27 protein-coding genes and 3 tRNA genes are annotated in these 26,442 nt (G+C 36.7%); 17 read left to right on the top strand and 13 right to left on the bottom strand.

Translation table 11 applies throughout. The annotated features are described in order from the left end of the window. Genes ABIL69_00620 through selB form a run of 4 tightly spaced genes read left to right on the top strand, consistent with a single transcriptional unit; the run spans position 1 to position 5,501 of the window. On the top strand, positions 1-924 hold the full coding sequence (locus tag ABIL69_00620) for an aspartate carbamoyltransferase catalytic subunit (protein ID MEO0122496.1): 924 nt from the start codon (positions 1-3) through the stop codon (positions 922-924). Next, complete coding sequence (locus ABIL69_00615) at positions 917-2,200, top strand: dihydroorotase (protein ID MEO0122495.1); 1,284 nt, start codon at positions 917-919, stop codon at positions 2,198-2,200. Before ABIL69_00620 ends, ABIL69_00615 begins: the two co-directional genes overlap by 8 nt. After that, positions 2,197-3,582, top strand: coding sequence for an L-seryl-tRNA(Sec) selenium transferase (selA, locus tag ABIL69_00610; protein ID MEO0122494.1), 1,386 nt, complete (start codon positions 2,197-2,199; stop codon positions 3,580-3,582). The genes ABIL69_00615 and selA overlap by 4 nt, the downstream gene beginning before the upstream one ends. After that, positions 3,579-5,501 carry a selenocysteine-specific translation elongation factor gene (gene selB, locus ABIL69_00605; GenBank protein ID MEO0122493.1) on the top strand — a complete coding sequence of 641 codons (1,923 nt, stop codon included), beginning with the start codon at positions 3,579-3,581 and terminating at the stop codon, positions 5,499-5,501. The genes selA and selB overlap by 4 nt, the downstream gene beginning before the upstream one ends. Here selB and ABIL69_00600 read toward each other — a convergent pair. From ABIL69_00600 to ABIL69_00590, 3 genes are all read right to left on the bottom strand, one after another. After that, positions 5,486-5,579: transfer RNA gene (locus tag ABIL69_00600), tRNA-Sec, on the bottom strand. The two genes, selB and ABIL69_00600, sit on opposite strands and share 16 nt — an antisense overlap. A 35-nt stretch (positions 5,580-5,614) precedes the next feature. Continuing rightward, positions 5,615-7,576, bottom strand: coding sequence for a diguanylate cyclase (locus ABIL69_00595; GenBank protein ID MEO0122492.1), 1,962 nt, complete (start codon positions 7,574-7,576; stop codon positions 5,615-5,617). 6 nt (positions 7,577-7,582) lie between these two features. Then, positions 7,583-7,756, bottom strand: coding sequence for a hypothetical protein (locus ABIL69_00590; GenBank protein MEO0122491.1), 174 nt, complete (start codon positions 7,754-7,756; stop codon positions 7,583-7,585). Positions 7,757-7,840: 84 nt separating this feature from the next. Here ABIL69_00590 and ABIL69_00585 point away from each other — a divergent pair, with 84 nt between their 5' ends. From ABIL69_00585 to ABIL69_00575, 3 genes are read left to right on the top strand one after another with little or no spacing between them, the layout of a single operon-like run. Next, entirely contained in the window at positions 7,841-9,130 is a 1,290-nt protein-coding gene (locus tag ABIL69_00585) for a FlgD immunoglobulin-like domain containing protein (protein ID MEO0122490.1), read from the top strand. After that, positions 9,115-10,047 (top strand): hypothetical protein, encoded by a 933-nt coding sequence (locus tag ABIL69_00580; protein MEO0122489.1) that lies wholly within the window; start codon positions 9,115-9,117, stop codon positions 10,045-10,047. Before ABIL69_00585 ends, ABIL69_00580 begins: the two co-directional genes overlap by 16 nt. A gap of 9 nt (positions 10,048-10,056) precedes the next feature. Next, entirely contained in the window at positions 10,057-10,629 is a 573-nt protein-coding gene (locus tag ABIL69_00575; protein ID MEO0122488.1) for a hypothetical protein, read from the top strand. Positions 10,630-10,632: 3 nt separating this feature from the next. Here ABIL69_00575 and ABIL69_00570 read toward each other — a convergent pair whose 3' ends face one another. The 10 genes from ABIL69_00570 to ABIL69_00525 all read right to left on the bottom strand — a co-directional run bounded on the left by ABIL69_00570 (position 10,633) and on the right by ABIL69_00525 (position 18,535). Beyond that, on the bottom strand, positions 10,633-11,166 hold the full coding sequence (locus ABIL69_00570; GenBank protein ID MEO0122487.1) for a small multi-drug export protein: 534 nt from the start codon (positions 11,164-11,166) through the stop codon (positions 10,633-10,635). Next, positions 11,163-12,884, bottom strand: coding sequence for a hypothetical protein (locus ABIL69_00565; protein MEO0122486.1), 1,722 nt, complete (start codon positions 12,882-12,884; stop codon positions 11,163-11,165). Before ABIL69_00565 ends, ABIL69_00570 begins: the two co-directional genes overlap by 4 nt. Positions 12,885-13,056: 172 nt before the next feature. Then, on the bottom strand, positions 13,057-13,977 hold the full coding sequence (locus ABIL69_00560; protein ID MEO0122485.1) for an Ig-like domain-containing protein: 921 nt from the start codon (positions 13,975-13,977) through the stop codon (positions 13,057-13,059). Positions 13,978-14,006: 29 nt separating this feature from the next. Beyond that, positions 14,007-14,834, bottom strand: a complete 828-nt coding sequence (locus tag ABIL69_00555; GenBank protein ID MEO0122484.1) for a DUF2520 domain-containing protein — start codon at positions 14,832-14,834, stop codon at positions 14,007-14,009. A gap of 3 nt (positions 14,835-14,837) precedes the next feature. Next, entirely contained in the window at positions 14,838-15,770 is a 933-nt protein-coding gene (locus ABIL69_00550) for an ACP S-malonyltransferase (protein ID MEO0122483.1), read from the bottom strand. 14 nt (positions 15,771-15,784) lie between these two features. Then, on the bottom strand, positions 15,785-16,162 hold the full coding sequence (acpS, locus tag ABIL69_00545; protein ID MEO0122482.1) for a holo-ACP synthase: 378 nt from the start codon (positions 16,160-16,162) through the stop codon (positions 15,785-15,787). Continuing rightward, positions 16,163-16,735, bottom strand: coding sequence for a Mov34/MPN/PAD-1 family protein (locus tag ABIL69_00540; protein MEO0122481.1), 573 nt, complete (start codon positions 16,733-16,735; stop codon positions 16,163-16,165). Then, complete coding sequence (gltX, locus tag ABIL69_00535) at positions 16,716-18,185, bottom strand: glutamate--tRNA ligase (protein ID MEO0122480.1); 1,470 nt, start codon at positions 18,183-18,185, stop codon at positions 16,716-16,718. The genes ABIL69_00540 and gltX overlap by 20 nt, the downstream gene beginning before the upstream one ends. A 123-nt stretch (positions 18,186-18,308) precedes the next feature. After that, positions 18,309-18,397 (bottom strand) — tRNA-Ser (locus ABIL69_00530). Positions 18,398-18,451: 54 nt separating this feature from the next. Then, positions 18,452-18,535 (bottom strand) — tRNA-Ser (locus tag ABIL69_00525). A gap of 103 nt (positions 18,536-18,638) precedes the next feature. On the opposite strand from ABIL69_00525, the gene msrA reads away from it, so the two are divergent. From msrA to ABIL69_00475, 10 genes are all read left to right on the top strand, one after another. Beyond that, entirely contained in the window at positions 18,639-19,124 is a 486-nt protein-coding gene (gene msrA, locus ABIL69_00520) for a peptide-methionine (S)-S-oxide reductase MsrA (protein MEO0122479.1), read from the top strand. After that, complete coding sequence (locus tag ABIL69_00515; protein MEO0122478.1) at positions 19,124-20,122, top strand: zinc-dependent alcohol dehydrogenase family protein; 999 nt, start codon at positions 19,124-19,126, stop codon at positions 20,120-20,122. Before msrA ends, ABIL69_00515 begins: the two co-directional genes overlap by 1 nt. A 153-nt stretch (positions 20,123-20,275) precedes the next feature. Beyond that, positions 20,276-20,767 carry an OmpA family protein gene (locus ABIL69_00510; protein ID MEO0122477.1) on the top strand — a complete coding sequence of 164 codons (492 nt, stop codon included), beginning with the start codon at positions 20,276-20,278 and terminating at the stop codon, positions 20,765-20,767. A gap of 5 nt (positions 20,768-20,772) precedes the next feature. Then, complete coding sequence (gene ybgF, locus ABIL69_00505) at positions 20,773-21,540, top strand: tol-pal system protein YbgF (GenBank protein ID MEO0122476.1); 768 nt, start codon at positions 20,773-20,775, stop codon at positions 21,538-21,540. After that, positions 21,537-22,214: a MotA/TolQ/ExbB proton channel family protein gene (locus tag ABIL69_00500; GenBank protein ID MEO0122475.1), complete on the top strand. Its 678-nt coding sequence runs from the start codon at positions 21,537-21,539 to the stop codon at positions 22,212-22,214. Before ybgF ends, ABIL69_00500 begins: the two co-directional genes overlap by 4 nt. Beyond that, positions 22,211-22,618 (top strand): biopolymer transporter ExbD, encoded by a 408-nt coding sequence (locus ABIL69_00495; GenBank protein MEO0122474.1) that lies wholly within the window; start codon positions 22,211-22,213, stop codon positions 22,616-22,618. Before ABIL69_00500 ends, ABIL69_00495 begins: the two co-directional genes overlap by 4 nt. Continuing rightward, complete coding sequence (locus ABIL69_00490; GenBank protein MEO0122473.1) at positions 22,615-23,259, top strand: TonB family protein; 645 nt, start codon at positions 22,615-22,617, stop codon at positions 23,257-23,259. Before ABIL69_00495 ends, ABIL69_00490 begins: the two co-directional genes overlap by 4 nt. A 38-nt stretch (positions 23,260-23,297) precedes the next feature. Beyond that, the gene (locus ABIL69_00485) at positions 23,298-24,113 is read left to right on the top strand and encodes a site-specific DNA-methyltransferase (protein ID MEO0122472.1); all 816 of its coding nucleotides are present in this window, start codon (positions 23,298-23,300) and stop codon (positions 24,111-24,113) included. Beyond that, a complete protein-coding gene (locus tag ABIL69_00480; GenBank protein MEO0122471.1) occupies positions 24,097-25,170 on the top strand; it encodes a hypothetical protein in 1,074 nt (357 codons plus the stop codon). The genes ABIL69_00485 and ABIL69_00480 overlap by 17 nt, the downstream gene beginning before the upstream one ends. 1 nt (position 25,171) lies before the next feature. Beyond that, a complete protein-coding gene (locus tag ABIL69_00475) occupies positions 25,172-26,404 on the top strand; it encodes a hypothetical protein (GenBank protein MEO0122470.1) in 1,233 nt (410 codons plus the stop codon). The last annotated feature ends 38 nt before the right edge of the window (positions 26,405-26,442 follow it).

The raw sequence follows: 26,442 nt of genomic DNA, 5'->3' as shown, positions 1-26,442 counted from the left end.
ATGAATCCAAAAAAAGACCTTTTGGGGATTGAGGGGTTAAGTAGCAAAGATATAATCAATTATTTAGATACTGGAGAAAAATTTCTTGAAGTATTGGAACGTCCCATTCCCATCATTCCTGCGTTACGTGGTAAAACAATACTCACACTTTTTTTTGAACCATCCACCAGAACCCAAATTTCATTTAGCATGGCCGCAAAAAGATTATCTGCAGATATTGTAAATTTTTCATCAAGTACATCAAGCGTTAAAAAAGGAGAAACACTCTTAGATACCGCAAAGAATATTGAAGCAATGAAGGTTGATGGTGTAGTTGTGAGACACTTTGCTTCAGGTGCGCCAAAGATTCTCGCTGATAACCTTAATGCATTTGTCATAAACGCCGGGGATGGAACACATGAACATCCTACTCAGGCATTACTTGATATAATGACGATGCGTCAGCATTTTGGTTATATTAAAAATCTCAATGTATTGATTGTAGGGGATATACTTCATTCAAGGGTCGCCCGTTCCAATATCTTTGGATTAAAAACGCTCGGGGCAAATGTCGCGGTCTGCGCGCCACCAACCCTTATACCGATTGATATTGATAAGTTAAGTGTAGAAGTCTTTTATAATCTTGATGAAATTATTGGTGATTTTGATGTTGTAATGGTATTAAGAATACAGTTGGAAAGACAGGAATCAGGACTTTTCCCTTCGGTTAGAGAATATCGCAATTTGTATGGTTTGACTGTTGAACGCGTTAAGAAAATGAAACCAAAGAGTATCGTTATGCACCCGGGTCCAACTAATCGCGGCATAGAGATAGACCCGGAGGTAGCAGATGGACCAAAATCGGTAATTCTAAAACAGGTAAAGAACGGAGTGGCAATGAGGATGGGAATACTATTTATCCATGCGGGGGGTAAAATTGAATAGCCTGTTGATCAAAAATGGACGGGTGATTGATCCAAAATCAAAATTTGACCGCATTACTGATATACTAATTGAAGGAAATAAAATACAGAAGATTGAGCGTAATCTTAAGATTGATGCCGACAAAATTATTGACGCAAGCGGAATGATTATAAGTCCGGGCTTTATCGACCTTCATTGTCATCTCCGTGATCCGGGTCGTCCCGATGAAGAGACTATTGAAAGTGGTTCACGGGCGGCAATCGCCGGTGGATTTACTACTATCTGTTGTATGCCCAACACAGAACCACCAATCGATAACGAAGGTATTGTAAATTATATAATAAAAGAGGCAGAAAGGGTAAATCTCTGCAGGGTCTTCCCGATTGGAACAATCACCAAAAAACGGGAAGGGAAAGAAATTTCTGAATTCGGTGAGTTAATAAGAGCCGGAGTTAAAGGTTTTTCTGATGATGGCAATACTGTCAGCGATGCGCGGGTCCTGCGCTATGCTATGGAGTATTCAAAGATTTTTGACGTACCAATATTTGAACATCCCATTGATGAAAATTTGAGTAAGGGCGGGGTGATGAATGAAAGTGAAGTATCAACCAGACTCGGGCTCTCAGGGTCACCAGCCATTGCAGAAGAGGTAATCGTGGCGAGGGATTTGATGCTTAGTAAATTTACCGGTGCAAAACTCCACCTCTGTCATATTTCCACAAAGGGTTCTGTAGAACTGATAAGAAAGGCAAAAAAAGAAGGCATTGATGTAACCTGCGAAACCTGTCCCCATTATTTTTTCTTCAATGACAGCGTCCTTGAAACATATAACACAAATTACAAAGTAAATCCACCGATAAGGACCGAGATTGACCGAAGGGCAATAATTGAAGGATTGCGCGACGGAACTATAGATTGCATCAGCACTGACCATGCCCCACATACACAGGCTGAGAAAGAACTTGAATTTGCCTTAGCACCATTTGGGATTATTGGATTTGAGACCGCACTCTCTATGATAATAATGCAACTGATTAATCTGGAAAGATTTTCCTGGCTTGAGGTCCTTGATAAACTTACCGTGAAGCCCGCTCAGATATTAAAAGAAAAACTTGGTGTAATAAAAGAAGGGACAATTGCCGATATTGTAATAATCAATCCAGGTATCAAATGGATATTAAGTTCGGAAAATATAAAATCAAAATCAAGAAATACGCCATTTTTGAATAAAGAACTCACCGGCCGAGCCGAATATGTAATTAGAAATGGCGAGATAAAATATCAAGCTCAAATATGAATGAAATAAAAGATGTAAGGGAAATTCCTTCTGTTGATAAAATATTGAATTTTCCTGAATTAAAAGATTTTACTGACGAATTAGAGCATGCATATATAATAAAAGTTATTCGTGAGAAAACAGAAGATTTTAGAAAAAGGATAATTGATAAAGAAACTTTAAGTATTGATGATTTAAAAAACTCAATTATTGAGGAATTAAATGATTTAATAAAGCCTTATTACACCTACGCAATAAACGGATTGGGAGTTATCCTTCACACTGGATTGGGTAGGGCACCATATATTGAAGGTATATTACAATCATTGTATTCTGTTAGTATCGGGTATTCAAAACTACAGATAGATGAAGAAGGGAAAAGGGCTGACCGCTATAAAAAAATAAGCAGATTACTCCAGATCATAACGGGTGCAGAGGCTGGAATGTTTGTAAATAACAATGCCGGAGCAACATTATTGATACTCAATACCATTGGTAAAGGCAAAGAAATTATTATTTCCCGCGGGCAATTAATTGAAATCGGCGGTTCGTTTAGAATTCCTGATGTAATGGCTCAGAGCGGTGCGATATTGCGTGAGGTTGGAACAACAAATCGGACCCACTTGAAAGATTATGAGTCAGCGATAAACGAAAATACTGCTGCAATTTTGAGGGTTCATCAATCAAATTATCGGATATCGGGTTTCACTAAACAGGTGCCACTTGAAGAACTCGTCATGCTGGGAAAGAAATATAATTTACCGGTGATTGATGATTTAGGAAGTGGCGCTTTGATTGATTTCTCAAAATATAATCTACCTAAAGAACCCCTGGTTCAGGAAAGCGTAAAGATCGGTGCAGATATAATTTGTTTCAGCGGTGATAAGTTGATTGGTGGTCCCCAGTGTGGAATAATCATTGGCAAAAAAGAATATATTGAAAAAATAAAAAAGAACCCGCTGACAAGGGCATTGAGATGTGACAAACTAACGAGTGCTGTCCTTGAAGCAACACTCCAGTTATTTTTAAGAAAGGAAGAAATAATCTTAGAAAATCACGGCGTTATGTCATTACTTTTAAAACCAATTCAGGATATTAAAAAACAGGCACGGTGGTGTGCAAAAAAATTACAGGATTTACCTGATCTAAAATTGGAGGTCAGATGGTCGGTATCTGAAATAGGTGGTGGTTCATTGAGCACTGAACAATTGCCAACATATGTTTTAGCAATCAAGCCCAAAAATTTTTCGGTTGAGCATCTTGCAAAAAGATTGCGCCTTTCTAATCCACCAATATTTGGCAGGATTGAAAATGGCCATTATTTACTTGATTTCCGAACCATATTTAAGGGAGAGGAAAAAATTATCATTGATAAAATATTAAATATTTTGAGTAATAAATGATCGAGTCAATTAAGAAGCACATCGTCATTGGAACAGCAGGACACATAGACCATGGCAAAAGTGCATTGATAAAGTCTTTGACCGGGACAGACCCGGACCGATTGAAGGAAGAAAAAGAAAGGGGAATGACTACGGATCTGGGTTTTGCATTTTATGGTGATGATGTCACAATAATTGATGTTCCAGGACACGAAAAGTTTGTCCGTCATATGCTTGCTGGTGCCAGCACAATAGATTTTGTATTATTTGTTGTTGCTGCGGATGACGGGGTAATGCCCCAGACAATTGAACATTTTGAAATATTAAAATTACTTCAGATAAAAAGGGGGGTCATTGTCATAACCAAGATTGATCTGGTAGACAACCAACAACTTGACCTGGTGGTAGATGATATAAAACATTTAACTAAAGATTCATTTCTACAAGAAGCACCTATAATCCCTGTATCAAATGTTTCTGGAGATGGCATTGATACTTTAAAAATGATTCTCCAACAGATGATTGAACAGACCGAGCCAAAAACGGACAAAGGCATTTTTAGAATGCCGATTGATAGATGTTTTACAATGAAGGGTTTTGGCACAGTTGTTGCTGGAACAGTACTTTCAGGTAAGATAAAAGTCGGCGACACAGTAGAACTGCTTCCCCAAAAAAGGGAATTAAAAATACGCGGCATAGAAGTTCATAACAAAAAAGTTGAAGAAGTTGGTACCGGATTTCGTGCCGCAATTAATATTGCGGGTGCTGAGAAAGAAGAAATTGAAAGAGGCAATGTAATTGCCCAGCCGGGATTTTTTGAACCTTCTCTATTTATGAATGGCTCCCTGTACCTTTTGCATTCATCACATCCATTAAAAACCTTCTCGCGAATAAGACTGCATCTCGGGACGAGCGAAATTCTCGCAAGGGTTGTGATTTTAGAAAAGAAAACAATGGAACCCGGCGAAAAGTTAATGGTACAATTCCGGCTTGAAACACCTGCAGTTTGTGATATTGGAGACAGATTTGTAATCCGAACCTATTCCCCACCGGTGACAATCGGTGGTGGTGTTATATTGGTTCCAAAAGCGGATAAAATAAAAGAATTCGATGAAGAGATTTTATCACACTTGCAAAAAATTGAAACCCAGGAGCCTGCGGTAATCGTAGAAGAAAATTTGAATCAAAGTTTTACCTTGCCCTTAAGACCCGAAGAAATTGCGCATGATATAAATCTTCCGGTTGATAATGTGAAAAATATAATTCAAGATTTATTGAATCAAAAAACATTGCTTGTGGTAGATGAAAAACGCAACTTATATTACTCCCGTAAAAATTTAGATAAACTTGAAGAGATGATAGTAGGAATTGTTAAAACCTTTCATCAGAATAACCCAACCCTTGTTGGCATACCAAGACTTGAATTGTTAAATAAATTGCCCAAAGGATTGGATAATACCTTATTTAATTTTACCATACAGCATTTAAAAGAGGTATCTAAGATTAAGATTTCCAACGATGGGAAAATAAGCCTTTATGATTTTCAAGTTGCCCTTGATGAAGAACTTGGCAGAATGGTTAAAAAACTGGAAAATATATATATTGATGCAAGGTTTCAGCCCCCGGAGTTAGAAAAAATAATAGAACAAAGAATTGGACCCCCTGAACTCGTAAAGAAGGCATACCGTTATCTCCTTGATAATGGGACCCTTGTCAACGTTGGGGAAGGTGTTGTATTCCACAAAGAAATGGTTGAAGAAGCAAAAAAGAAGATAATCAATTTCCTGATGGAGCATAAAGAAATTAGGGTTTCTGAATTCAGGGATTTATTAAACGCCAGCAGAAAATTTGCACTTCCACTTTTGATTTATTTTGATTCAAAAGGCATCACCATTAAACGAGGAGAAATCAGAGTGTTAGGAACTGGCGGAGGCGTGTAGGAATCGAACCTACCATCCCCCTTTCGAGGGATAACCGGGTTTGAAGCCCGTCAGGCACACCAGCACCCATCCGCCTCCAAACATATTGTATTATATTTATCAAAACAATTTTGTCAATTATTAGATTTTTTTTCATTCAATGATTTTGCAATAACGATTTTATTCCTGCCTGTTTCTTTTGCTGAATATAGGGCCCGGTCAGCCTGCTCTATGAGATCAACCCTATTCTTTGCATCTTTTGGATAGTGAGCAATACCAACACTTATTGTAAATTTTATCTTCACCTGATTAAATAGCACCTCAGATTTATTGATATGGTCCTTTAACCTCACCGCAATTTCAACCCCTTTCTTCAAATTACTATTAGGAAGTATTATTGCAAATTCTTCTCCACCATATCGACCGGCAATGCCAGTTTGCGAAATCAATCTTCCGATGAATTTCAAAACCTCGTCACCTGCCTGATGTCCATATGTATCATTTATCTTTTTAAAATAATCTATGTCAAATAACATAAGGACAAATTCTTTTTGTTTTTTTATCTCCTGTTCAAGCAATTCCTGAAAATGCCTGTGGTTATATAAACCAGTAAGGCCATCCCTTATTGAAAGTTCTTTTACCCTCTCATAAAGGATTGCCCTCTGCCAGGCAAGGGTAAGCTGAGAGGCGAGTATGTGTAATGCCTCAACATCCTCCTCACCAAATCTTTTTCGTCTGTGGTCCTCAAGCCATATCACCCCGAGGACTTCATTATCTCCCTTGACCGGTACACCAAGAAATGACCCGCGATTTTTCTTCTCACCTTTCTTTAATACAATCAGATTACCTTCACTCAAATCTTCTTTCATTATATAGTTACGATGTCTAACAACCAATCCCACAAGCCCTTCATCGAGCCCGAATTTTGTATTTTCTTTGAGATAGGTAGATTCAAGAACCGTTCCCTGATTATTCAATTCATCTACTGAGGCAATGGATAACTCATCACAATTTAAGACGGCTTTAAACGATCTTACTGTATCGCTAACAATGGTCTTTAATTCCAATCCGCGTTGCAATCTGCGCGCAAGTTCTGCAATAGAAGAAAGATATTTAGATTCATATCGTTCTTTTTCATACAATCTCAGCATTGAAATCAAAAATCCTATTCCCTTCGTTGCTTCATCAAAAAGAATCTTGTCTTCATCGGTGAAACCATCTCCCCTGCGGTCAACAACAAAAATACCTTCCACTCTATCGAGTATTAAAACTGGCGCAATCATTACCGAATTAATTCTGACATCACCACGATAATAACCGAGTTCTTCCGAGCTCTGAACAAATTCTTTTATAAGCACAGATTTCTTTTCTAAGATTATCTGGCGATATAGTCCCCTCTCCACATTTATTACAGAGTCAGAGAGGAATAATTCTGAACAAGAAAAACCCTGCACAAGAATGAGTTTATCTTCATTATAAGAAAAAATTGCAGTGGTATGAGATTTAAAAATACTATGAACAAATTTTACATAAAAAAGTAATGGCCTTTCAATCCCGGGATGACGGTCAATATCCTTTATTGATGTGATAAGATTTTTTGCTTCAAAATTTGCGGGTCCAAAGAAATAATCCCTTGCTTCATATCGTGCTAAAGATTTTTTTAGTTTATCTTCACGTTTAGTTATCTTATCAATTATTACCGCTGTCACAATAATGGTAATTACAAAAAATATAATAGAAAAGGGGTTAAATTGTTTTTTAAAGATACTTGAACTTAATTCCGTCAAACACAATATACCAGCAAAAATCCAGTAATGTTTTTGAGTTTCTTTATAACCAATAATTGGTATGGCTGGAAAGTACAGTAAAAAAAATGGCGATTTTAATCCACCCGTTAACTGAATTAATAGATTCAGTATGATACCCGCAATTAACGTGTGATGTAATTGAATTTTTTTTCTCAGCGTGTATAGTAAAAAATATGCAATTACTACACCCAGTAATACATAGCCAAATCTGATATCAATATTATATTGTAAAATTCCCCGCGCCGATATAATGGCATAGATAAGGGCGGCAATATAAAAAAATATCATTCTGCTTCAACCGGTTCTTTTTATCAAATGTGGTACCAAATCAGCCAGGAATATATCAGAAACATTTGTACAATTTCTTAAATAACCGATAATCAATGGAGATCCCCAGGTCTGTCCCCTTGAAACAATAATTTCAACTAGCCCTTCTATATTATTATCTAAAACTATCGTCTGTTGCATATATTGATTATTTTATAAATTTTTATTATAATGTCAATGGTATTTGTTTATTGACAAATGGCAAAAAATCTTTATAATTATCAAGTGTTCAGGTTAATTTTTTTCATTATCTGCCAGTATCAGCCCCAAACCCTGGCAGTACCACCATTTGAACATACATTTGGTTTTTATCGTGCATCAAAGTATTATTTAAGATTGTATATCGGACCAAATTTCGATTACAATGACCCTCAGGGTATTGCCGCAGTAAAGTTAAAAGAACTTGATGACCCAAAGACAAAGAAAGACGATGATGAATTAACCGTCTTTGCAGTGAATTCCGGCTCAGGACAAATTGTTTATAATATTGGGTTATCGGCTGTAAAATTATTTGGAAATGAGAAAATGTTTTCCCAGCCCAAAGGAATAACTGCCAATGAAGATGGTTTAGTATGTGTTGCTGATTTTGGAAATAAGAGGGTTGTAAAATTGCAATACGCAAAAGGTAAATTAGAGTTGATTGGCGAGATACAACTTCCAGGCAGGCCATTTGATGTATCCCTTGATTCAAAGAATAACTTATATATCACAGATTACGATAACTCAAAAATATATGTTTATTCTCCTGCAGATTCTCTATTGAGATCTTTTGGCAGAGAAGGGCAATCTTATGGTGAAATCTTCCATCCAATGGGCATTGAAGTAATTGATGCAGATGCACCTAATAACCATTATAAAGATGAGTTTATTGTGATAATTGATAACGATGGTAAAAGGGTATCCAGATTTGCGACTTCTGGGAGATTTTTGAACTCATTATATAGTTTTGAAATTGGTCTTGCTGAAGCGAACTTTCTGTATTGCGCGATTGATTACTTTGGGAATATATATGTGACCGATGAGAAAAATGACCAGATACATAAGTTTGATCGTAATTTAACATATATAATATCTGAAGGAAGAACCGGGGTTGGACAGGGAGAATTCCATTCACCGCGTGGTATTACTATTGGAAGACGATATGGTCAGGTTTTTATCACCGAAAAAGAAGGCGGACAGTATCTCTGGATTTCAATAGACGCAATATTTGTTGGTTGTTTCCCATCCGTTTTCTCGGCGAAACAACCAGGAACAACACTGGCACTATATGTTACAGACGAAGCAAGGATTGATATTGATATCTATAATCAGGCAGGACAGAAAATAGCAAATTTGATAGACGGATTAAAAAAACCTGCCGGTGAAGTTCTAATTGTCTGGGATGGACTGGATGATAAAGGTAATGTTGTGCCACCCGGGGAATATGAATTCAGAATAACTGTCAGGGCTCGCCACGGGCATGGCGCAAGGGTAAAAAAATATTTAAGGGGTGTTGTAAAATGTATAGGAACATAAAAATTAATAATTTTTGTCTTTGTTTTATGGGCACAATCTTTTTTTGTGTCAGTCTTTGTTTCGGCACAAAATATGCAGGTGAATTTCAGGAGTTAATCGTTGGCGGAAGGACTTGCGGTATGGGTGGTACCGGCGTTGCACAGGGCATTGACCCAAGTTATATTGTTTTAAACCCTGCAGGTTCGTTTCTCATTAATAAATCCCTTCACATTATGCATGCAGAGAATTTTGCCGGTATTGTAAAAAATGAGTTTGGTGCTATAGTTATTCCAAAGGAAAGTATTATTTATGGTGTCGGGGCTCAAATGGTTTATGTCGGCAGCATTAAATTAACAACCCTTCCCGATACAACCAAACAGCCCGGGGATGAAAATATACCCATTCCTTATGATACAGTATCAACAAAGGATATGGTCTTTTATCTAAATTTCAGTAAATTAAAAAATATTTTTTCTTATGGAATGAATCTGAAAATATATTATCGCGACCTCGCGGTACTCACCGGTATTGGTGGCGGGTTTGATATCGGATTGAAATTGAATTTAAGCAATCTAAATGCCGGTATTAGCATACGTGATTTTGTTCTTGCCCCTATCTACTGGGAAAGCGAAACAAAGGAGTATATATCACCCAAGATATGCCTTGGCATAGCACCGAATATTCCTATAACAAAAATGAATTTAGTTTTGACAATAGAATCAGATATTGTAAAAGACCTTTCTTTAAATGATTTTATGTTGAATAATGGAATAGAAATTGCATATCAAAATAAAATTTATGGAAGGCTGGGTAAAAGTAATAATCGTTATACCGCAGGTGTGGGTTTAAAATATAAAAAACTAACCTTTGATTATGGTCTCATAACCCACCAGGATCTTGGGATATCAAACAAATTCTCTGCCGGTATTGAATTTTAATAAAAAATAATGCTTAAGGCTGAAATTTTTCGTAAATTAATGAACCTCTGGGCAATCTTTATACCAGTCTTATATTATCTTCTACCCCAGCCATCAGCAAGATCTTTACTAATCATTGTAACAGTAGTCATTGTTGCGGTTGACTTTATTCGTCTTCATGTAAATGGTGTGAAAGAAGGATTTATCCTTTTCTTCGGTTCTTTTTTAAGGAGAAGAGAATTAACAAATCTTAGCGGTGCAACATTTTTATTATTAGGTTGTTTGATTACGGCATTACTATTCTCCCGTCCCATTGTAATTTCTGCCTGTACTTTTGTCATTGTCGGCGATACATTTGCTGCAATGTTCGGACAGAATATAAGAGGACCAAAATTATTTAAAAAAACACTCATTGGAAGCATAGCCTATTTTTGTTCAAATTTAATTGTTGTTATTATTCTCCATTCTTTATTAAACGTACCGTTATGGATTCTCTTTTCTGGTGCTCTTATGTCAACGATATTTGAAGCCCTGCCTCTTCCCTGGGATGACAATTTTTCAGTTCCAATACTCACCGGTATTGGAATGAGTTTGATTATGTAGTTTTTAATAAAATATCCTTATCAATACAAAAATCACCATTGCACATACAGCAATTATTGCACCTATCCAGCCGATAAGACATAGAGAAGTTACAATCACACCCGCAATAAATACTCCAATACCGATGAAAAATATTGACTTTTTGAAATCAAGCCCCATTAAATAAGCAAGCAGGGCACCAGTCCAGGCTCCAGTCCCCGGCAGAGGAATTGCAACAAATATAAGAAGTCCAAGTTCTTCATATTTTTCAATCACCCTGCTCTTCTTTCTGGTTTTGCTAAATAACCAGTCAAAAAATCTTTTAAACAGATATACCTTACATAATAAATCAGTAACCGGTTTTAAAAAAAGTAAAATAAAAGGAACAGGAAGTATATTCCCAATAAAAGAGATAATAAATGCCTTTTGCCAGGGAATTTTGAATAGATTTATCGCCAGTGGTAATGCACCACGCAATTCCACAACCGGAATCATTGAGGTGAAAAAAACTGCCCATTCAGGAGTGAATCCTTTTGCAACAAGGTCTTGCGGTGTCATATCGAACCTCCTTTTTTTCTGATAATCCAGTCAATAAGAATTAAGAGAAATATCAAAAAATAAAAAATCGGTCTATCAAAGGAAAATTTTACAAGTTCATATCTTTTTTTATTTTCAATGAGATTAAATTTCTTCAATTGAGAAATATCGTAATATCCGCCGTTGGTTTTCAATGCAATTTTTTCAAGCAATTGCTCATTGACCAATTCCTCGGGCTCGGTCTCGATTTCAACAATCTTTAAATTTAATTTATTACTCCTCAATGTATCATTATAAAGATTGCCCATTGCAGATATAACAAATTCGCCGGGGTTCTCAGAAAAAAAGGATGTTTCATATATTCCTGGTTTTACCTCAAAGAAAGGAATTTTTTTATTTTGAAAATTAATATAAAATTCGCCTCCCGTGCCGGGCAGAAGATTTTGGTCATATGCCTTCAATTCAATCTTTATCTGTTCACCAATCCGATACTGATTTTTTGCTGTTCTCATTAATAACCGTTCACTTTTTCCATAAGGTGAGAGAAATCTTAAAACATCCTCAATCAACGGATTCAAAATATCTTTATTTTTTAAATTAATTTGCGTAAAATGCCATATGCCAAGTTCTGAAACATTGATTTGAAAAACAACGCCATTGCCAACCTTTCGGTAGCCAATCAAAGGGAATTCACCTGCCCGGGCTATAAGTGTTGTATTCTGTTTCACACCCAGGGCACGATTTATCTTTGAGACTGGTGCATATTCTTCTTTAGGTGAAAGTACCGAAAACGGTAATAAAATCTTAATCCGTAATTCTTCCTCAAGTTGCGAACCAGTTACCGAAAAAGGTAGAATTTCGTTTAAAACATTATTCATCCCGGTGATATTTCCCATAATAAGAATTCCCTTACCACCATTAAGAAAATCTTTTAAATCCCAATTTAAATTTCCATCAACATTATCAATAATCATTATATCAAACTTGTTTAAATCTATATTACCATTATTAACACCTCTCCCTTTAGTAAGGTACTTATCTTTTGAAATACGAATTATCTCCGCATATTCCACATCAATATTTCTTTTAAGAAAATTTATGATAAATTGTGTGTTGAAAGAAGGATGGTCTGTATAATAAAGCACTAAAATCTTACGTTCAAATACCTTTATTACAAAATTAAAATCATTGTTGTTATAATCAGATTCATCAACCTGAGGTCTGAGAACAACATTAAATTTTTGTTCACCAATTTTATTGGGCAAAACCCTAAATTCAATTGATTGTCGTGACACCTCTTCAGATAACTTATAATCCCTCGTAATTTGTATCCCATCACTTTTTAAATCAATCCTACCGATCTTACCACCTAACCCCCTTGTTTCGAGTACAACCTCAATTTTAACCGTATCATTTAGAAATGTGTAATCAGAATAAAATACATCTACAATTGACTGGTCTTTAATATATTTATTGCCTGCAGCAAAACAATAAACAGGCGTCTTGAAATTGTCAAAAATCTCTTCTGGTGCAGGTCCAAAATTGTGATTGCCATCCGAAATCAGAATAATACTTGACGGGGAAAGTTCTTCAGCGTATCGCAATGCACCAGTAATGTTGGTAAACCTTGGCTTTATACCAATTGTGTCTGAATAAACCGCCTCGCTGAAGAAAAGCTTATTGAATGTTAATCTCATCGAATCAACTTCCGATAATATTTCTCTGAAATATCTTTTCATACTTGGCGAAACATCCATGAGTAATACCGGGGATGATAATTCAGTTGTTTTTGTAAAATGAATGGAGAAGTTCGTTATCAAAAGGTATAATAAGATTATGGCGAAAACTCTTAGTAATAATTGTATTAATCTTTTGTGGTATAGCATTATACATAAAACGATTGCAGAGATACTAATTAATAATTGAATCAAGGTTAAAGACTCCAGGCGCGACCCTGATTATATTCGTATCTGATGCGGATACCGAGTCAACACCATAACACCCTTCGCCGAAGACTTGAATCAAATATTTCAAACTATCACGCACCTCAAACAAAAACTCACCGCGCTCAATCATGCTTATACCTAAAATCTTTTCATAACCAATCAGCGCTATCCCCCTGATAAGCAACGTATCATTTAATACCGCCCTGCCTCTTATAAAAATTGGATTATAAATGGTGTCGGGCGTAATTGTTGTAACAAAAGGTGCCCCGGGATTGCCGCTCAAATCTTTTATTTCCTTGAGAAATAGATAATATGTAGTATCATAATTTAATGAATCACTTTCAGGTTTAAGATATAGTTTTTTCATATAATACCAGTCTTTAGCCATCTTCCGCTTGGGAAAGACATAAAATATAATAGCAGTCGTGTCAACCGGTTCAGAGAATTCAATATAAAAATTTTTTAGTTTAAATCCTTTTGAATAACTGTATATTACAGGCGAAATTGTGTCAGGTTTTATTGAGCCAGTAAATTTTGTTTTAAAAATGCCAACCCTCTTTGCTAAATCATAAACCCGCCCTTCTATAAAATATTCAATCTTTGTCATCTTTTGTGTATATAAAGAGATCTGGTCTGGAGTATTGCCAGGAGTTACCGATATTATTTTTAAGGTATCCTGTTCGGTATAGATTGTAAAATTTTCAGGTTTAATACTAAGCGTATCAAGTTCTTCAGAAAAAAATAGAAGAATTTGATGCTCATTTATTGGGGTAATTTTTTTTAACCCGGGGTCTATGCGGTCTATGCGCAGTGGCGGACCTTTATGGGCGCAGAATAAAAATGAAATAACAATCAGACCAACAAAATACTTAAAAATTCTGAACATAGCATATTCTATTTCTTTTTATGAAAAAGTCAATTGATATTTAGAATTTCCTTTAATCGCTTTTGAGTTTTAGCCGGTGCATATTTTATTATTAAGTAAGAAAGGGCGCGATATATGTAAGACAATTCTTGGTCCTTTTTCAATGTTTCTAAATGTTTCTCAATCGTTTTCAAATCACCACGAATAAGGGGGCCGGTCAACCCCATTTTTACACCATATTTTTTAACATTATTGAAAGAATCAAAAATCATTGGCAGAACGACCTCTTCAAATTCTGTGTCCTTCCACCTTAATTTCTTTAGCAATATATGTATCGCCTCGCTCAAACTAACCACAAAATTACTTGAAAATACGCCCAATAAATGATATAGCGGTTTTTGCCTTTTGTCTATTTTGCGCATTTTAAAATTCTTTTTAGGGAAAATAGCGTGCGCGACTTTAATTGACTCTTTGTCACCCTGGACAAAAAGGATATATCTATTTCTTCTCGGCGGTATTACGACCTTTGGAAAAGAAGCAAAAGGATGGAGCGATGCCCGATAGATTTTCTTTTTTTTTGGAAATATTTCTGCTGGTAATACCCCGCTGAAATGGAATAAATGTTTCGTTTCAGTTATATACCTTTCTGCTTTATTATAGGCATTTATTAGTTCGTCATCCGGTGTGGCAAATAGTAGAACATTGGAGTTTCTTATCAAATCTACATATTCAGGATTCCTTTTTATCTGAAGAATCTGCACCGCTCTCTTTAATGCATTTTTATTTTTGTCAAAAACACCGTAAAGAATATCTTTCTTTCTTAAAAAATAGGCGAAGGTCAACCCAACACGGCCACAACCAATGAGTCCGATTTTCATTCTTTATCCTAAATTCTGAATAACTGTTTCTATATCGGTATAAAGGGCAACCGACTCACACTTTAATGCTGGATCAATTTTGTTCACCAGATCTTTTAATATTTTACTTGGACCAATCTCAAGAAAATTTTCATAACCCAATGATTTTAAATTATTTATTGCACCAACCCAGTCAACCCTTGCCAGCATCTGTTTTTTCAGAGAATCTTTCACTTCTCCAGCAGACGAAAGGAGCTTTTGTTCAACTACAGAATAAAATTTATGTTGCGGTGATTTGAATTCAATTTTGTCGAGAAATGAGCTGAATTCCTCTGATGCTTCTTTAAGATAAGGGCTATGCCACGCACCCCCGACATCAAGCGGAATTCCCCGTGCACGATTTTTTGCGGCAAATTGAGCGACCATTTGAATCCCCGCCTTTGAACCAGATATCACAATCTGATTTGGTGCATTTATATTTGCAATCACCACGGGCTCTTTAATCTCATCACTCACTCTGCGGCATTCCTGTTCAAGAACATTCGGGTCAAGGTTGATTATCGCCATCATTCCACCCTGTTTTCCACCTTTTTCCATAACCTCACCTCTTTTTTTAATCATAAGGATTCCGTCCGTAAAATTTGTTATGCCGCAATAAACTATTGCAGTTGCCTCACCTAAACTATGTCCCAATGACACATCGCCCGCAATTCCTCTATCCATTAAAATGTTTGCATAGGCAAGTGAAACAAGGCTAATCGCAGGCTGGGCAATACTCGTTAGGCTGCTTGTCTGACTCACCTTTTCACCCCATAGATATTCTTTTATGTCATAACCAAGAACCTCACAGCCCTGTTCAATTATTTGTTTTGCCTGTGGATATTTATTATACAATTCCCTGCCTATGCCGGGTTTAAACGCACCCTGTCCATCAAATAAAAATACGATTTTTTTCATTTATCACTCCTTTCTTAAATTGTTGATATTGCCATTCCTATTGCCAGTTCTTTGGTATGGCTAATACTGACAAATATTTTGGTTATCCTTAATTCCTCACATATCTCTTTTGCCCGACCGGATAAAACAACATAAGGGGCACCGCTTTTCTCATTCAACACCACAACATTTCGGAAACTTATACCTTGACGCCATCCAACTTTAATTGATTTTAAAACGGCCTCTTTCGCCGCAAACCTTCCGGCAAGTTCTTCATAACGAAAAACACCTCGCTCGGAGTATCTGAGTTCTTCAGGTGAAAATATTTTATCAACAAATTTTTTATGTTTTTCAATCGCCAATTTTATCCTTGCAACCTCAATTAAGTCAATACCAATACCAAATATCTCCATCTATTTTTTCGCTCCGATTCCGGTTACGGACGGACATTTTATTCGCACCCTTTGGTATTTTTTGCCCACCGTAGGTTTTTTGACAAAATAACCGCCAATTTCAATCCTGTATTCATCCACAGTCCCGATAAGTACACCCCTTTTATCTTCATACCACTTCACAGACCGTTTCTTTGAATTTACCGCACAGATAATATTCAATTCACCCGGAACGGTTGTCAACAAATCCTCTCCCGAGGGTGTGGTATATGCCTTTGTCTCTCCAAATGCAGTGTGAGAATGAAACTCACCAATATATTCTAATCCCTCAGATAATAATCTTAATATTGAATTAACCCTTTCCACCCTTTTTAAATCAACCGTAACATGGGCAAATCCACTATCCGCAGTTTGATATGGTATTGCATACTCAACAACATATTTATTTTCCCCTTTAACCCCGACCAGATAGCCGATAGTTTCTTTCTTAAATGTTTCAATTGCCGATGAAACAATGGATAAAAATGCGGGAAGACTAAGATACGCCTCAATTCCCCTTTTCTGAACATTATTTTCAAATTGCTCTATTTTCATATTTTTCGATTATCTGTGTTATCCTTTTTATACATCTTTCCCTACCGATTAATTCCATAGTTTCAAAAAGTCCTGGCCCTGCCTCAGTGCCCGTAATATAAACCCTTAATGGATGGATTAACTCTTTTGCCTTTATCTGTTTATTAGTACAATAATCTCTCAAAGTTTCTTCTATGTCCTTGGCATTAAAGTCTTTTATTATTTCTAATCTTTGATTGAATTCCTTAACCAATAATACACTTTTTTCATTGAAATATTTTTTTAATGCCTCGGGCTCATATTCAAAATCATCGGTGAAAAAATATTTTGCCTTGGCAATATCTTTAAAAACCTTCAATCTTGGTCTCATCAATAGACATACACGGTCAACCCATTCTTTTCTTTTATTATAATCATCTTCAGTTAAAAATCCGGTTGAAAATAAAAACGGCAATATGTTTGTAAGAAAGCTTTTTTCGTCAATGCGATTAATTATATAATGGTTATTCAACCATTCTAATTTTGCCTCATCGTATATTGCGTTTGCGGGGTTTATCCTCTCAAGAGAAAAAAGCTCTACCATTCGCTCTCGGGTCATAATTTCTTCATCACCACCTGGAGACCAACCGAGTAATGCAAGAAAATTTATCAGGGCATCTGATAGATACCCTTCTTCTTTATATTCGAGGACCGAACGGGCACCGAGTCTTTTTGATAGTTTCTTTTTGTCTTTACCAAGAATTACCGGCAAATGGGCAAAATGTGGGACAGGCATATTAAATGCATTATATAGTAGTATTTGTTTTGGTGTATTAGCGATATGTTCAACACCACGAATAACATAATTGATCTTCATTAGGAAGTCGTCTATTACACATGCAAAATTGTATGTTGGCATTCCATCGGATTTCATAATTACAAAATCTTCAATAGCGGCAGATTCTTTTTCAACTTCTCCGTGTATGATATCAGTAAATATAATTTTTTTATCAAGTGGCACAACAAATCTCAATGCTGGAACTATCCCGGTATTTTTTCGTCTATTTATTTCTTCTTGTGAAAATTTCTCGCGACAACGATGTTGCCAGTTCATTTTTTTATTGAAAAATTCGGCTCTTTCTCTTTCTATTTCTTCTGGAGTACAATAGCACCAGTATGCCTTATTTTCCTCAATAAGTTTTTTTGCATATTCTTTATATATCTCTTTGCGCTCTGACTGAAAATAAGGACTGTAATCTCCACCTTTTTCCGGTCCCTCATCCCAATCAAGTTTAAGCCAGTTTAATGAATCAATGATTACTTTTGTCATTTCTTTTGAAGAACGGGTTGCATCTGTATCTTCAATTCTTAAAATAAATTTACCATTATGATGGCGTGCGAATAGCCAGTTGTATAAAGCAGTTCTTGCGCTACCAATGTGAAAAAAACCGGTAGGGCTCGGCGCTATCCTGACTCTTATTTCTTGCTTCATAAAATTTATGATAATTAACTGCAGAGTAAACTCTGCTACTAAGCTTTAAAAAATTATCAAATAAGACTTACCCACAGCAAATATCTCTATATATCCACAGCCCACAGAATAACCACTTACAAACGGAGAGGGGGAGATTCGAACTCCCGTCCCATCTCTCGATGAGAAACCGCTTAGCAAGCGGGTGCCTTCGACCACTCGGCCACCTCTCCAACTTCTCAACCCTAATCCACGAACCACTTTTTATCTTCTTTTCTTACTATGCACGGAGGGCGAGGGATTCGAACCCCCAAGGGATTGCTCCCGGCGGATTTCAAGTCCGCTGCCTTACCGATTAGGACTAGCCCTCCTTATAACTCTATATTATAACCAAATTAATGGAATTGTCAACCAAACTCCTTATATTGCCCAAAATGTATTGATTTTTTGGTAAAAAAAGATAAAATAAAACTTATGAAGATGAAAAAGGCATATTTTGCTGGTGGATGTTTTTGGGGTGTTGAATATTATTTTGACAAAAAAGAAGGGGTCGTCTCAGCAGTATCGGGTTATATGGGTGGCTCGCTACAAAATCCTAATTATCAGGATGTAAAGACCGGTAAGACCGGTCATTATGAAACCGTTGAAGTAACCTACGACCCTGAAAAAGTGTCATACGAAGAATTGGCAAAACTATTCTTTGAGATCCATGACCCAACCCAGCCCGATGGACAGGGACCGGATATTGGCGAACAATATAAATCCGTTATTTTTTACAATGATGAAGAAGAAAAGAAAATTGCGGAAAAATTAATCGGTATATTGAGGACAAAAGGCTATAATGTCGTCACAAAAATTCTCCCCGCCTCTAAATTTTATAAAGCCGAAGATTATCACCAGGATTATTACGAGAAAAAAGGGCAACAACCAGTCTGCCATATTTATAAAAAGAGGTTTTAATGAAGGCAATGGTGTTAGAAAAACAGGATCTAATTGAAAATCGGCCATTAATACTCAAAAAACTTCCTGTTCCCGAGCCCAAAGATAACGAAATTAGATTGAAGATAAATGTCTGTGGTGTATGTAGAACCGATTTGCATATAGTCGAGGGTGAATTACCCGCCCATAAAATGCCGGTCATTATAGGACATCAAATTGTAGGAAGGGTCGATAAACTTGGTAAAGAAGCAAAAAATTACAAACTGGGTGACCGACTCGGTATCCCCTGGTTGTATAAGACCTGTGGGAAGTGTAAATATTGTAAATCAGAAAGAGAAAATTTATGCGATAACCCAAAGTTTACGGGCTATGATGCGGACGGTGGATTTGCTGAATATGTGATTATTGAAGAAGATTTCGCATATCCGCTTCCAGAAAATTACAATGATAAAGAAGTTGCCCCACTGTTGTGCGCGGGGGTCATTGGTTATCAGGCATTTAAGGCAACGGGGTTGAAAAATTCCGGAAAATTGGGTTTATTCGGCTTTGGCTCAAGCGCCCATATCTTGTTACAGGTTTGTAACCATCTCGGTATAGAAACATATGTCGTATCACGGACAGAAAAAGAACTTAAACTCGCCGAAAGACTCGGGGCAAGATGGACAGGGAGGATTGATGACGAGATGGGAATTTTACTCGATGCCGTTATTGTCTTTGCTCCCAGCGGCGAACTGCTGGTCAAGGCGTTGAAAAAGATTGATAAAGGAGGGATTGTGGTCTCAGCGGGTATCTATACCACGCCCTTGCCTGGCTTTGATTATTCCCATATCTATCCGGAAAAGACTTTGACCTCGGTCGCCCATACATCAAGAGAGAATGTACGGGAATTTTTAAATCTTGTAGGGAAATTCAAGATTAGAACTGAAATAAATGAATACAAATTAGAAGATGCGAATCAGGCGCTACTGAATATAAAATATTCAAAGGTCTCGGGTTCATCGGTTCTGATTATCCAATAGTTTTTACAGAAACGATTTCCAGTCACAAAAAAATTAACTCCAGTATATACCTTAATGTCTAAAAAGGTATACCGATATTTAAGCCTTTGAATAATAGGACATTGCAGAACCGATTTTTCTTGACTTTGAATGCAATTTTAATATAATTAACCTATGAAAGGAGGCATAATGCGCTATATTAAACTAACTATCCCTATAATATTAATTGCTGTTGTATTTTTTGGTTGCCCAAAGAAGCAGGTGGTAAAACCTGTAGAACCTGCTCCAGAGGAAACAACCGTCGTTGTTCCTCAAGAAACAACCGTTGTGGAGACCAGACCACAACTTGTTTTGGAGCGAATATTCTTTGACTTTGATAAATCCGACATCAGACAGGATGCAGCTGAGACCCTGAAAAAGAATGCCGAGATGCTTAAAATATATCCAGAAGTAAAAGTAATAATAGAAGGACACTGCTGTGAGATCGGAACTGCCGAGTATAATATGGCTCTTGGTGAGCGCAGGGCAAAATCAGCAAGGGATTATCTAATCATGTTGGGGATTGCATCGGATAGATTATCTACGGTGAGTTATGGTGAAGAAAGACCTTTAGACCCGAAGGTATTAGAAAGAAACCGACGTTGTGAATTTGTAATAATGAAGTAGAAAAAATGGAAGAACACGAAGTATCAGGGAATATCAGGGGGAATCAGGGAAATTTAAGATTTCTGTCCCTGATTACCCCTTTTAAGCCCTGGCTTATTATTCTACCTTCTATTTACCTTTGCTGTTTTGGATGTCTGAGTCGCACCCGATTCAACAATTTCAACTGGCAAATGGATAGTCTGAGATACTATACAGCAAAGTTTGATAGTATCTTACAACAACAATCAAAAGAAATGTCCCAATTACGCACGGATTATTATACAAAATCCGAAGAACTTGCAGAAAAACTTGAGATGTTAAATACAAGGCTAAGTGAACAAGAATCACAATTAACCCAAATAAATGAAAGATTATCCCGCGGCAAAAAAGTATCTGCCGATTCAGAAGATGTGTCTTCGGTAAGCCCTGAAGCAAGATTGATTTATGAATCTGCTTATCATAATTATGTGAAGGGTAATTATAACGAAGCAATAACCGGGTTTCGTTCCTATCTAAAAGTTGCCCCTGATTCGCCGCTTTCTGATAATGCTATGTACTGGATTGGTGAATGCTACTATTCGCTCGGAAAAAGACAGGACGCAGTTGATACCTTCAATGAGTTAATTAACAAATATCCCCAGAGTAACAAACGTCCCACCGCCTTGTATAAAATCGGTATAATTTACGAGGAGGCAAAAGATACCAAGACTGCAAAGACATATTTTGAAAGGGTAATTCAGGAGTTTCCCAATGCCCCTGAAGCCTCACTTGCAAAAGAAAGGTTGAAAAAGTGAATATATTCCGTGTCTTCATTGAATCCGGACTTGCTGCCCAGATTATAATGATTATTTTAGTTATTTTCTCTATCTGGTCCTGGGCGCTGTTTTTTAAAAAGTTATATGAACTGGCACTGACCAACAGGCGGAGCAAGGCATTTTTGATGAGTTATCAATTCCATAAAAATATAAGAGAAATGGAAAATCTTGGACATTTGCTAATGGATAATCCATATGGGAAGATATTAAAAGACGGCATTGATGAATTTAAATCGCTCAAATTTTCAAGCAACCCCGTCAACCTGCAACTTGCTGAAAATATAAAACTTGCAATGGAACGGACAAAGGCTAAAGAGATAGAAACCCTTGAATCCGGGTTGCCGATACTCGGAACGATTGTTGCTGCGAGCCCATTTTTGGGACTTTTAGGAACAGTATGGGGTATTATGGAATCATTTTTGCAGATTCGTGCCCGTGGCTCTGCCCATATCACGGTTGTTGCACCGGGAATTTCTGATGCATTGATTACTACTGTTTATGGACTCCTTGTTGCAATTCCGGCATTAATTTTCAATAATCTATTACGTAGTAGAATAATTAAACTGGATTCACAACTTGACAATTTTATCAGTGAAGTCTTTGCAAAGATGAAAAAAGGATTGATTGAAACACCTACCAATCCGCCATTATGAAAAACAATAGAAATAGCGGTTTGATTCAGGACTTAAACTTTACCAATCTTGTTGATGTTGCTTTAACTGTTCTTGTCGTTTTTATTATCACCGCGCCAATGATGACGCCAGGTATCGATGTCAATCTTCCAAGGACTGATGCATCGCTGCCCCATGACGAAGAAGGAATAACAATATCTATAAAAGAAAACAAACAGGTATTTATTGAAAATGAAGGGGTCAAACCCGAAGATTTTGAATCAAAATTAAAAAAGATTCTTGATAAAAAACCACCTGGAGTTATGGTTTATCTTCGTGCCGATAAGGATATTGATTATGGATTTGTTATTGAAGTGATCGGCAGAATGAGAAAGGCAGGGGTAAAGGATTTAGGACTCGTTGCTGAAATACCACAGGAAGAATGAACCGTTTTACACTCCTTTCCATTTTGCTCCACCTTCTTTTATTTGGCACAATTGCCCTTTCTTCAAGGAATACATTCAAGTCAATTCCCAAAATGGAAGTCTATAAAGTAAGCCTTGCGCCTTTACCCCAACCAAAGGTTGCAGGTATTCCTGAGCCACCTGCCGAGCCACCACCTACAATAAAAGAACCTGAGAAAAAGGTTGAAGAAAAGAAGCCACCTGAAGAAAAGAAGGCGGTAACTACAAAAGATAGTAAAGGAACAAAGGAGTCCAAACCGACCAAGGAGACAAAAAAGAAAGGCTTACCTGATGGACTTCCCGATATCAGACCCCAGATTTATACCGGCAGTGGTCGGGGATTTACATATTCATATTATTTGAATATCTTATTAAACAAAATTGCCCAGAACTGGAATAATCCATACCGGGATAAAGATGTAATATTAAAGTCAATTGTCTATTTTGAAGTTGATAAAAATGGTGTGATTTCTAATATCAGGGTTGAAGAAGACTCAGGCGATGAAATCTATAATGAATCAACAATCCGCGCGGTCGCATTGACCAAAAAACTCCCGCCCTTACCCGAGGAGTTTTCTGATGACTATCTTAAGGTACATTTAGAATTTCTAACCGCAAGGTAAAAATGGGCACTCACCACAAGTTGATAATCGGTAACTGTATGAGTATGGCAGAAATTGCCGATGAAAGTGTACATTTGATGGTTACCTCTCCACCCTATTTTAATGCACCTTTTGACTACAATGGTTTATTCAAAAATTACGGACAATATCTTGGAGTTCTTAATAAAGTGGCACGAGAAGTTTATAGGGTTTTAAAAGATGGAAGAATTGCGGTTTTAAATATTGATGATATGTTAGTGAATGGCGAAAAATTTCCGATTGTAGCCGATGCTATAAAAATTTTCCAGAGTGCTGGCTTTAGATACCGAGACAGAATAATCTGGAAAAAACCCGATGGATATTTGAGAATTAGCAGAAGGAGTGGCGTACTATTACAGAATCCTTATCCTATGTATTATTACCCTGATAACCTACTGGAGAGTATAATAATTTTCCAAAAAGGGAAATTTAATTATAGGTCTATTCCAAAAGATATTCGAGAAGCATCAAAAATTGATATTAAAGAATTTTCAGATAATAAATGGTATATGACATTGTGGGAGATGGTGAACGTACTGCCGGGTTCGGAATTGGAAAAAGAAATTGCTGCATTCCCTGAGGAATTGCCTTATAGAATAATAAAATTATTTTCATATGTGGGAGAGACGGTATTAGACCCATTCGTCGGGAGTGGTACCACAATGAAAGTAGCGAGGGCATTAGGGCGAAATAGTATTGGTATTGAAATAAAAAAATCACTTATACCAATAATCAGAAAAAAAGTTGGTTTTGAGGGTCAGATGGATTTTAACAATCAGAATGATACCTTTGAAGTCATTGTTAGAGAAGGTGTGAAATATGGTTGTATCCGCTAAAATTACCGGCATAAAATATTCTCCATTTCTATGTCGTACATTAAAGACTTATTTCATTGAAGATTTGAGCAATGCCTTCTCACACGATGGCACCTTTATTTTGCAAATTGATAATAATACGCAGGTTGCTGTAAGCTGGTGGGTTTCACCTAAAAGAACAAGGTCTTATCCCTATGCAAGAGTATATGATTCATTAAACTTTCAGGGTAAGAAGATAACAATTATACCGGTGATGAAAGATGAAGGTAAAGATGGCGACCGAGATTTTCTCCAATGGGATACCATCTCACTGATGAGCTTACTGGGCGTATATACAATTATCGCTTATTATGTAGATGCTGAAAAAAATCTAAAGTTTAAAAATAAAATAACGAATCAAAAATTTGATATTAATTACATTAAAAATAAATTAAATGAGATTAGATATTTTCAATCAGATGCTTTACACTGGAATCTTTCGCACATTGGTAGAGTCGGTGAAATCGCTAATAGGGCTTTGCAGAGTTATGAAATCATATCAAAAAATTTAAAGGTCTCAATGCACTCAACAATGACCGTAGAAAGGCGGATTCAAGAATTAGTCAAAAGTAAGGATTCTTTTATGAATTTATCCCGAGATTTAGCACGCAAAGCTCAACATAGAGAATTGGTGACCAATCAGCCTAAAGAAAAATTAACAGGCAAAAAAGCAATATTAAACATAAAAAACTTTCTTGGTGGGCAATATTTTTTCACATGTGATGAGGTATTTATAATGGATAATTCAATTTATTTGATTGAAGGTAAACATAGTAAGCAAAGTATTTTACCTTCTTTAGAAGACATAAAGGATGGTTTACTTAAAATGATTTTATTTACAAACTTAAAAGATGTAAAAGTTAATGAAAAAAAATATAATCCATCTCCAATACTTAAACTTACAACGGATAAAAAGTTGATTAAAGACAAATTGCCACCAATCAAGATACAATATTTAACGCTGCTTAATAAAGAATCTACGGTTAATAATTTTCATGTAAAGATAAATGGTATTGATTTAAACGACATTTTAACTTAATATGGGAATCAAAAAAGCAACCATTATCACAACTTCGTTAATCCTTATCCTCTCAGCCCAGGAAGTATATCTTAGGCTTACCGACTATGCGGGCGGAAAGACAAATGTAGTTATTGAACCGTTCAGTGTCCAGGGCACACCTGATTTTATCACCAAGATAAAAAATATTGAATCAATAATAAAATTTGACCTTGATTATTCTTTGTATTTTGAGATACTATCTGATACAAATGCACTAACCGGCAATCCCAAAAAGAGTGGGGTGATAATAAAGGCATCGGGGAAGGAACCAAATCTGACGATCAGCCTCATTGACTTTGAAACCAAGCAGAAAATCGGTGAATTTACCTCACCCCTATCCGGTGAATTAAGGCATTATGCCCACACCCTTTCTGATAAAATTATTGAAACAATAACCGGGGAAAAGGGAATATCAACAACCAAGATTGTCTTTTCATATCGCTCAGGAACAGGTAAAGAACTGGCAATGATTGATTATGACGGCTATAATTTTACACCGCTGACAAAAAATAACAATTTCAATCTCTTTCCCTGCTGGGCACCTGATGGTAGCAGGGTTCTTTATTCAACTTATATAAAAGACCGATTGAATCTAAATCTTCTTGACCTGAATCAGAAAACACTGACAATCATTTCCACCCATGCGGGATTGAATTACGCACCGGACTGGTCTCCGGATGGCACAAAGATTGCCCTGACCTTAACCAAAGATGGGAATGCCGAAATTTATCTTCTTGATTTAGAAAGTAAACAGTTATACAGACTTACCAACAATCGTGCGATTGATTGCTCACCCGTATTTTCACCAAATAGCCGTGAAATCGCCTTTGTCTCTGACCGCTCTGGAATGCCACAGATTTATATAATGGATATTTATGGCACCAATGTTAGAAGATTGACATACCACGGTGACTATAATACTTCTCCTGCGTGGTCACCAAGGGGTGATTTGATTGCCTATGTATCAAGACAATCAAATTATTCCCAGCAGATTTGTGTCACTGACCCGAATGATTTTCAACCCATTCAATTAACCTTTGAAGGCAATAACGAAGAACCATCCTGGTCACCGGATGGATTGCATATTGTATTTACCTCAAACCGCACTGGCCAGTATGAACTCTGGACAATGAACTGGGATGGCACAAGGCAGCGCAAATTAACCCAGGGGCTTGTTGCCTACGCACCCGACTGGTCTCCATTTTTGAAATAGAAATATTCTCAAATCCCCGCTGGAATCGGCTCTTACAT

This window comes from candidate division WOR-3 bacterium (assembly GCA_039802005.1).
Taxonomy (GTDB): domain Bacteria; phylum Hydrothermota; class Tepidihabitantia; order SM23-42; family JAOAFX01; genus JAOAFX01.
Note: the sequence above shows the minus strand (reverse complement) of the source record. Positions and strands in the feature narration are given on the sequence as shown.

What these genes read in the sequence shown, in the direction of transcription:
- ABIL69_00475 (MEO0122470.1), top strand. Translation starts at nt 25,172, where the DNA reads ATGGGAATCAAAAAAGCAACCATTATCACAACTTCGTTAATCCTTATC.
- ABIL69_00490 (MEO0122473.1), top strand. Translation starts at nt 22,615, where the DNA reads ATGAACCGTTTTACACTCCTTTCCATTTTGCTCCACCTTCTTTTATTT.
- ABIL69_00620 (MEO0122496.1), top strand. Translation starts at nt 1, where the DNA reads ATGAATCCAAAAAAAGACCTTTTGGGGATTGAGGGGTTAAGTAGCAAA.
- selA (MEO0122494.1), top strand. Translation starts at nt 2,197, where the DNA reads ATGAATGAAATAAAAGATGTAAGGGAAATTCCTTCTGTTGATAAAATA.
- ABIL69_00555 (MEO0122484.1), bottom strand. Translation starts at nt 14,834, where the DNA reads ATGAAAATCGGACTCATTGGTTGTGGCCGTGTTGGGTTGACCTTCGCC.
- ABIL69_00550 (MEO0122483.1), bottom strand. Translation starts at nt 15,770, where the DNA reads ATGAAAAAAATCGTATTTTTATTTGATGGACAGGGTGCGTTTAAACCC.
- ybgF (MEO0122476.1), top strand. Translation starts at nt 20,773, where the DNA reads ATGGAAGAACACGAAGTATCAGGGAATATCAGGGGGAATCAGGGAAAT.
- ABIL69_00560 (MEO0122485.1), bottom strand. Translation starts at nt 13,977, where the DNA reads ATGTTCAGAATTTTTAAGTATTTTGTTGGTCTGATTGTTATTTCATTT.
- ABIL69_00495 (MEO0122474.1), top strand. Translation starts at nt 22,211, where the DNA reads ATGAAAAACAATAGAAATAGCGGTTTGATTCAGGACTTAAACTTTACC.
- ABIL69_00540 (MEO0122481.1), bottom strand. Translation starts at nt 16,735, where the DNA reads ATGAAAATAGAGCAATTTGAAAATAATGTTCAGAAAAGGGGAATTGAG.
- ABIL69_00570 (MEO0122487.1), bottom strand. Translation starts at nt 11,166, where the DNA reads ATGACACCGCAAGACCTTGTTGCAAAAGGATTCACTCCTGAATGGGCA.
- ABIL69_00480 (MEO0122471.1), top strand. Translation starts at nt 24,097, where the DNA reads ATGGTTGTATCCGCTAAAATTACCGGCATAAAATATTCTCCATTTCTA.
- gltX (MEO0122480.1), bottom strand. Translation starts at nt 18,185, where the DNA reads ATGAAGCAAGAAATAAGAGTCAGGATAGCGCCGAGCCCTACCGGTTTT.
- ABIL69_00565 (MEO0122486.1), bottom strand. Translation starts at nt 12,884, where the DNA reads ATGAAAAGATATTTCAGAGAAATATTATCGGAAGTTGATTCGATGAGA.
- ABIL69_00590 (MEO0122491.1), bottom strand. Translation starts at nt 7,756, where the DNA reads ATGCAACAGACGATAGTTTTAGATAATAATATAGAAGGGCTAGTTGAA.
- selB (MEO0122493.1), top strand. Translation starts at nt 3,579, where the DNA reads ATGATCGAGTCAATTAAGAAGCACATCGTCATTGGAACAGCAGGACAC.
- msrA (MEO0122479.1), top strand. Translation starts at nt 18,639, where the DNA reads ATGAAGATGAAAAAGGCATATTTTGCTGGTGGATGTTTTTGGGGTGTT.
- ABIL69_00595 (MEO0122492.1), bottom strand. Translation starts at nt 7,576, where the DNA reads ATGATATTTTTTTATATTGCCGCCCTTATCTATGCCATTATATCGGCG.
- ABIL69_00515 (MEO0122478.1), top strand. Translation starts at nt 19,124, where the DNA reads ATGAAGGCAATGGTGTTAGAAAAACAGGATCTAATTGAAAATCGGCCA.
- ABIL69_00575 (MEO0122488.1), top strand. Translation starts at nt 10,057, where the DNA reads ATGCTTAAGGCTGAAATTTTTCGTAAATTAATGAACCTCTGGGCAATC.
- ABIL69_00580 (MEO0122489.1), top strand. Translation starts at nt 9,115, where the DNA reads ATGTATAGGAACATAAAAATTAATAATTTTTGTCTTTGTTTTATGGGC.
- ABIL69_00485 (MEO0122472.1), top strand. Translation starts at nt 23,298, where the DNA reads ATGAGTATGGCAGAAATTGCCGATGAAAGTGTACATTTGATGGTTACC.
- acpS (MEO0122482.1), bottom strand. Translation starts at nt 16,162, where the DNA reads ATGGAGATATTTGGTATTGGTATTGACTTAATTGAGGTTGCAAGGATA.
- ABIL69_00510 (MEO0122477.1), top strand. Translation starts at nt 20,276, where the DNA reads ATGAAAGGAGGCATAATGCGCTATATTAAACTAACTATCCCTATAATA.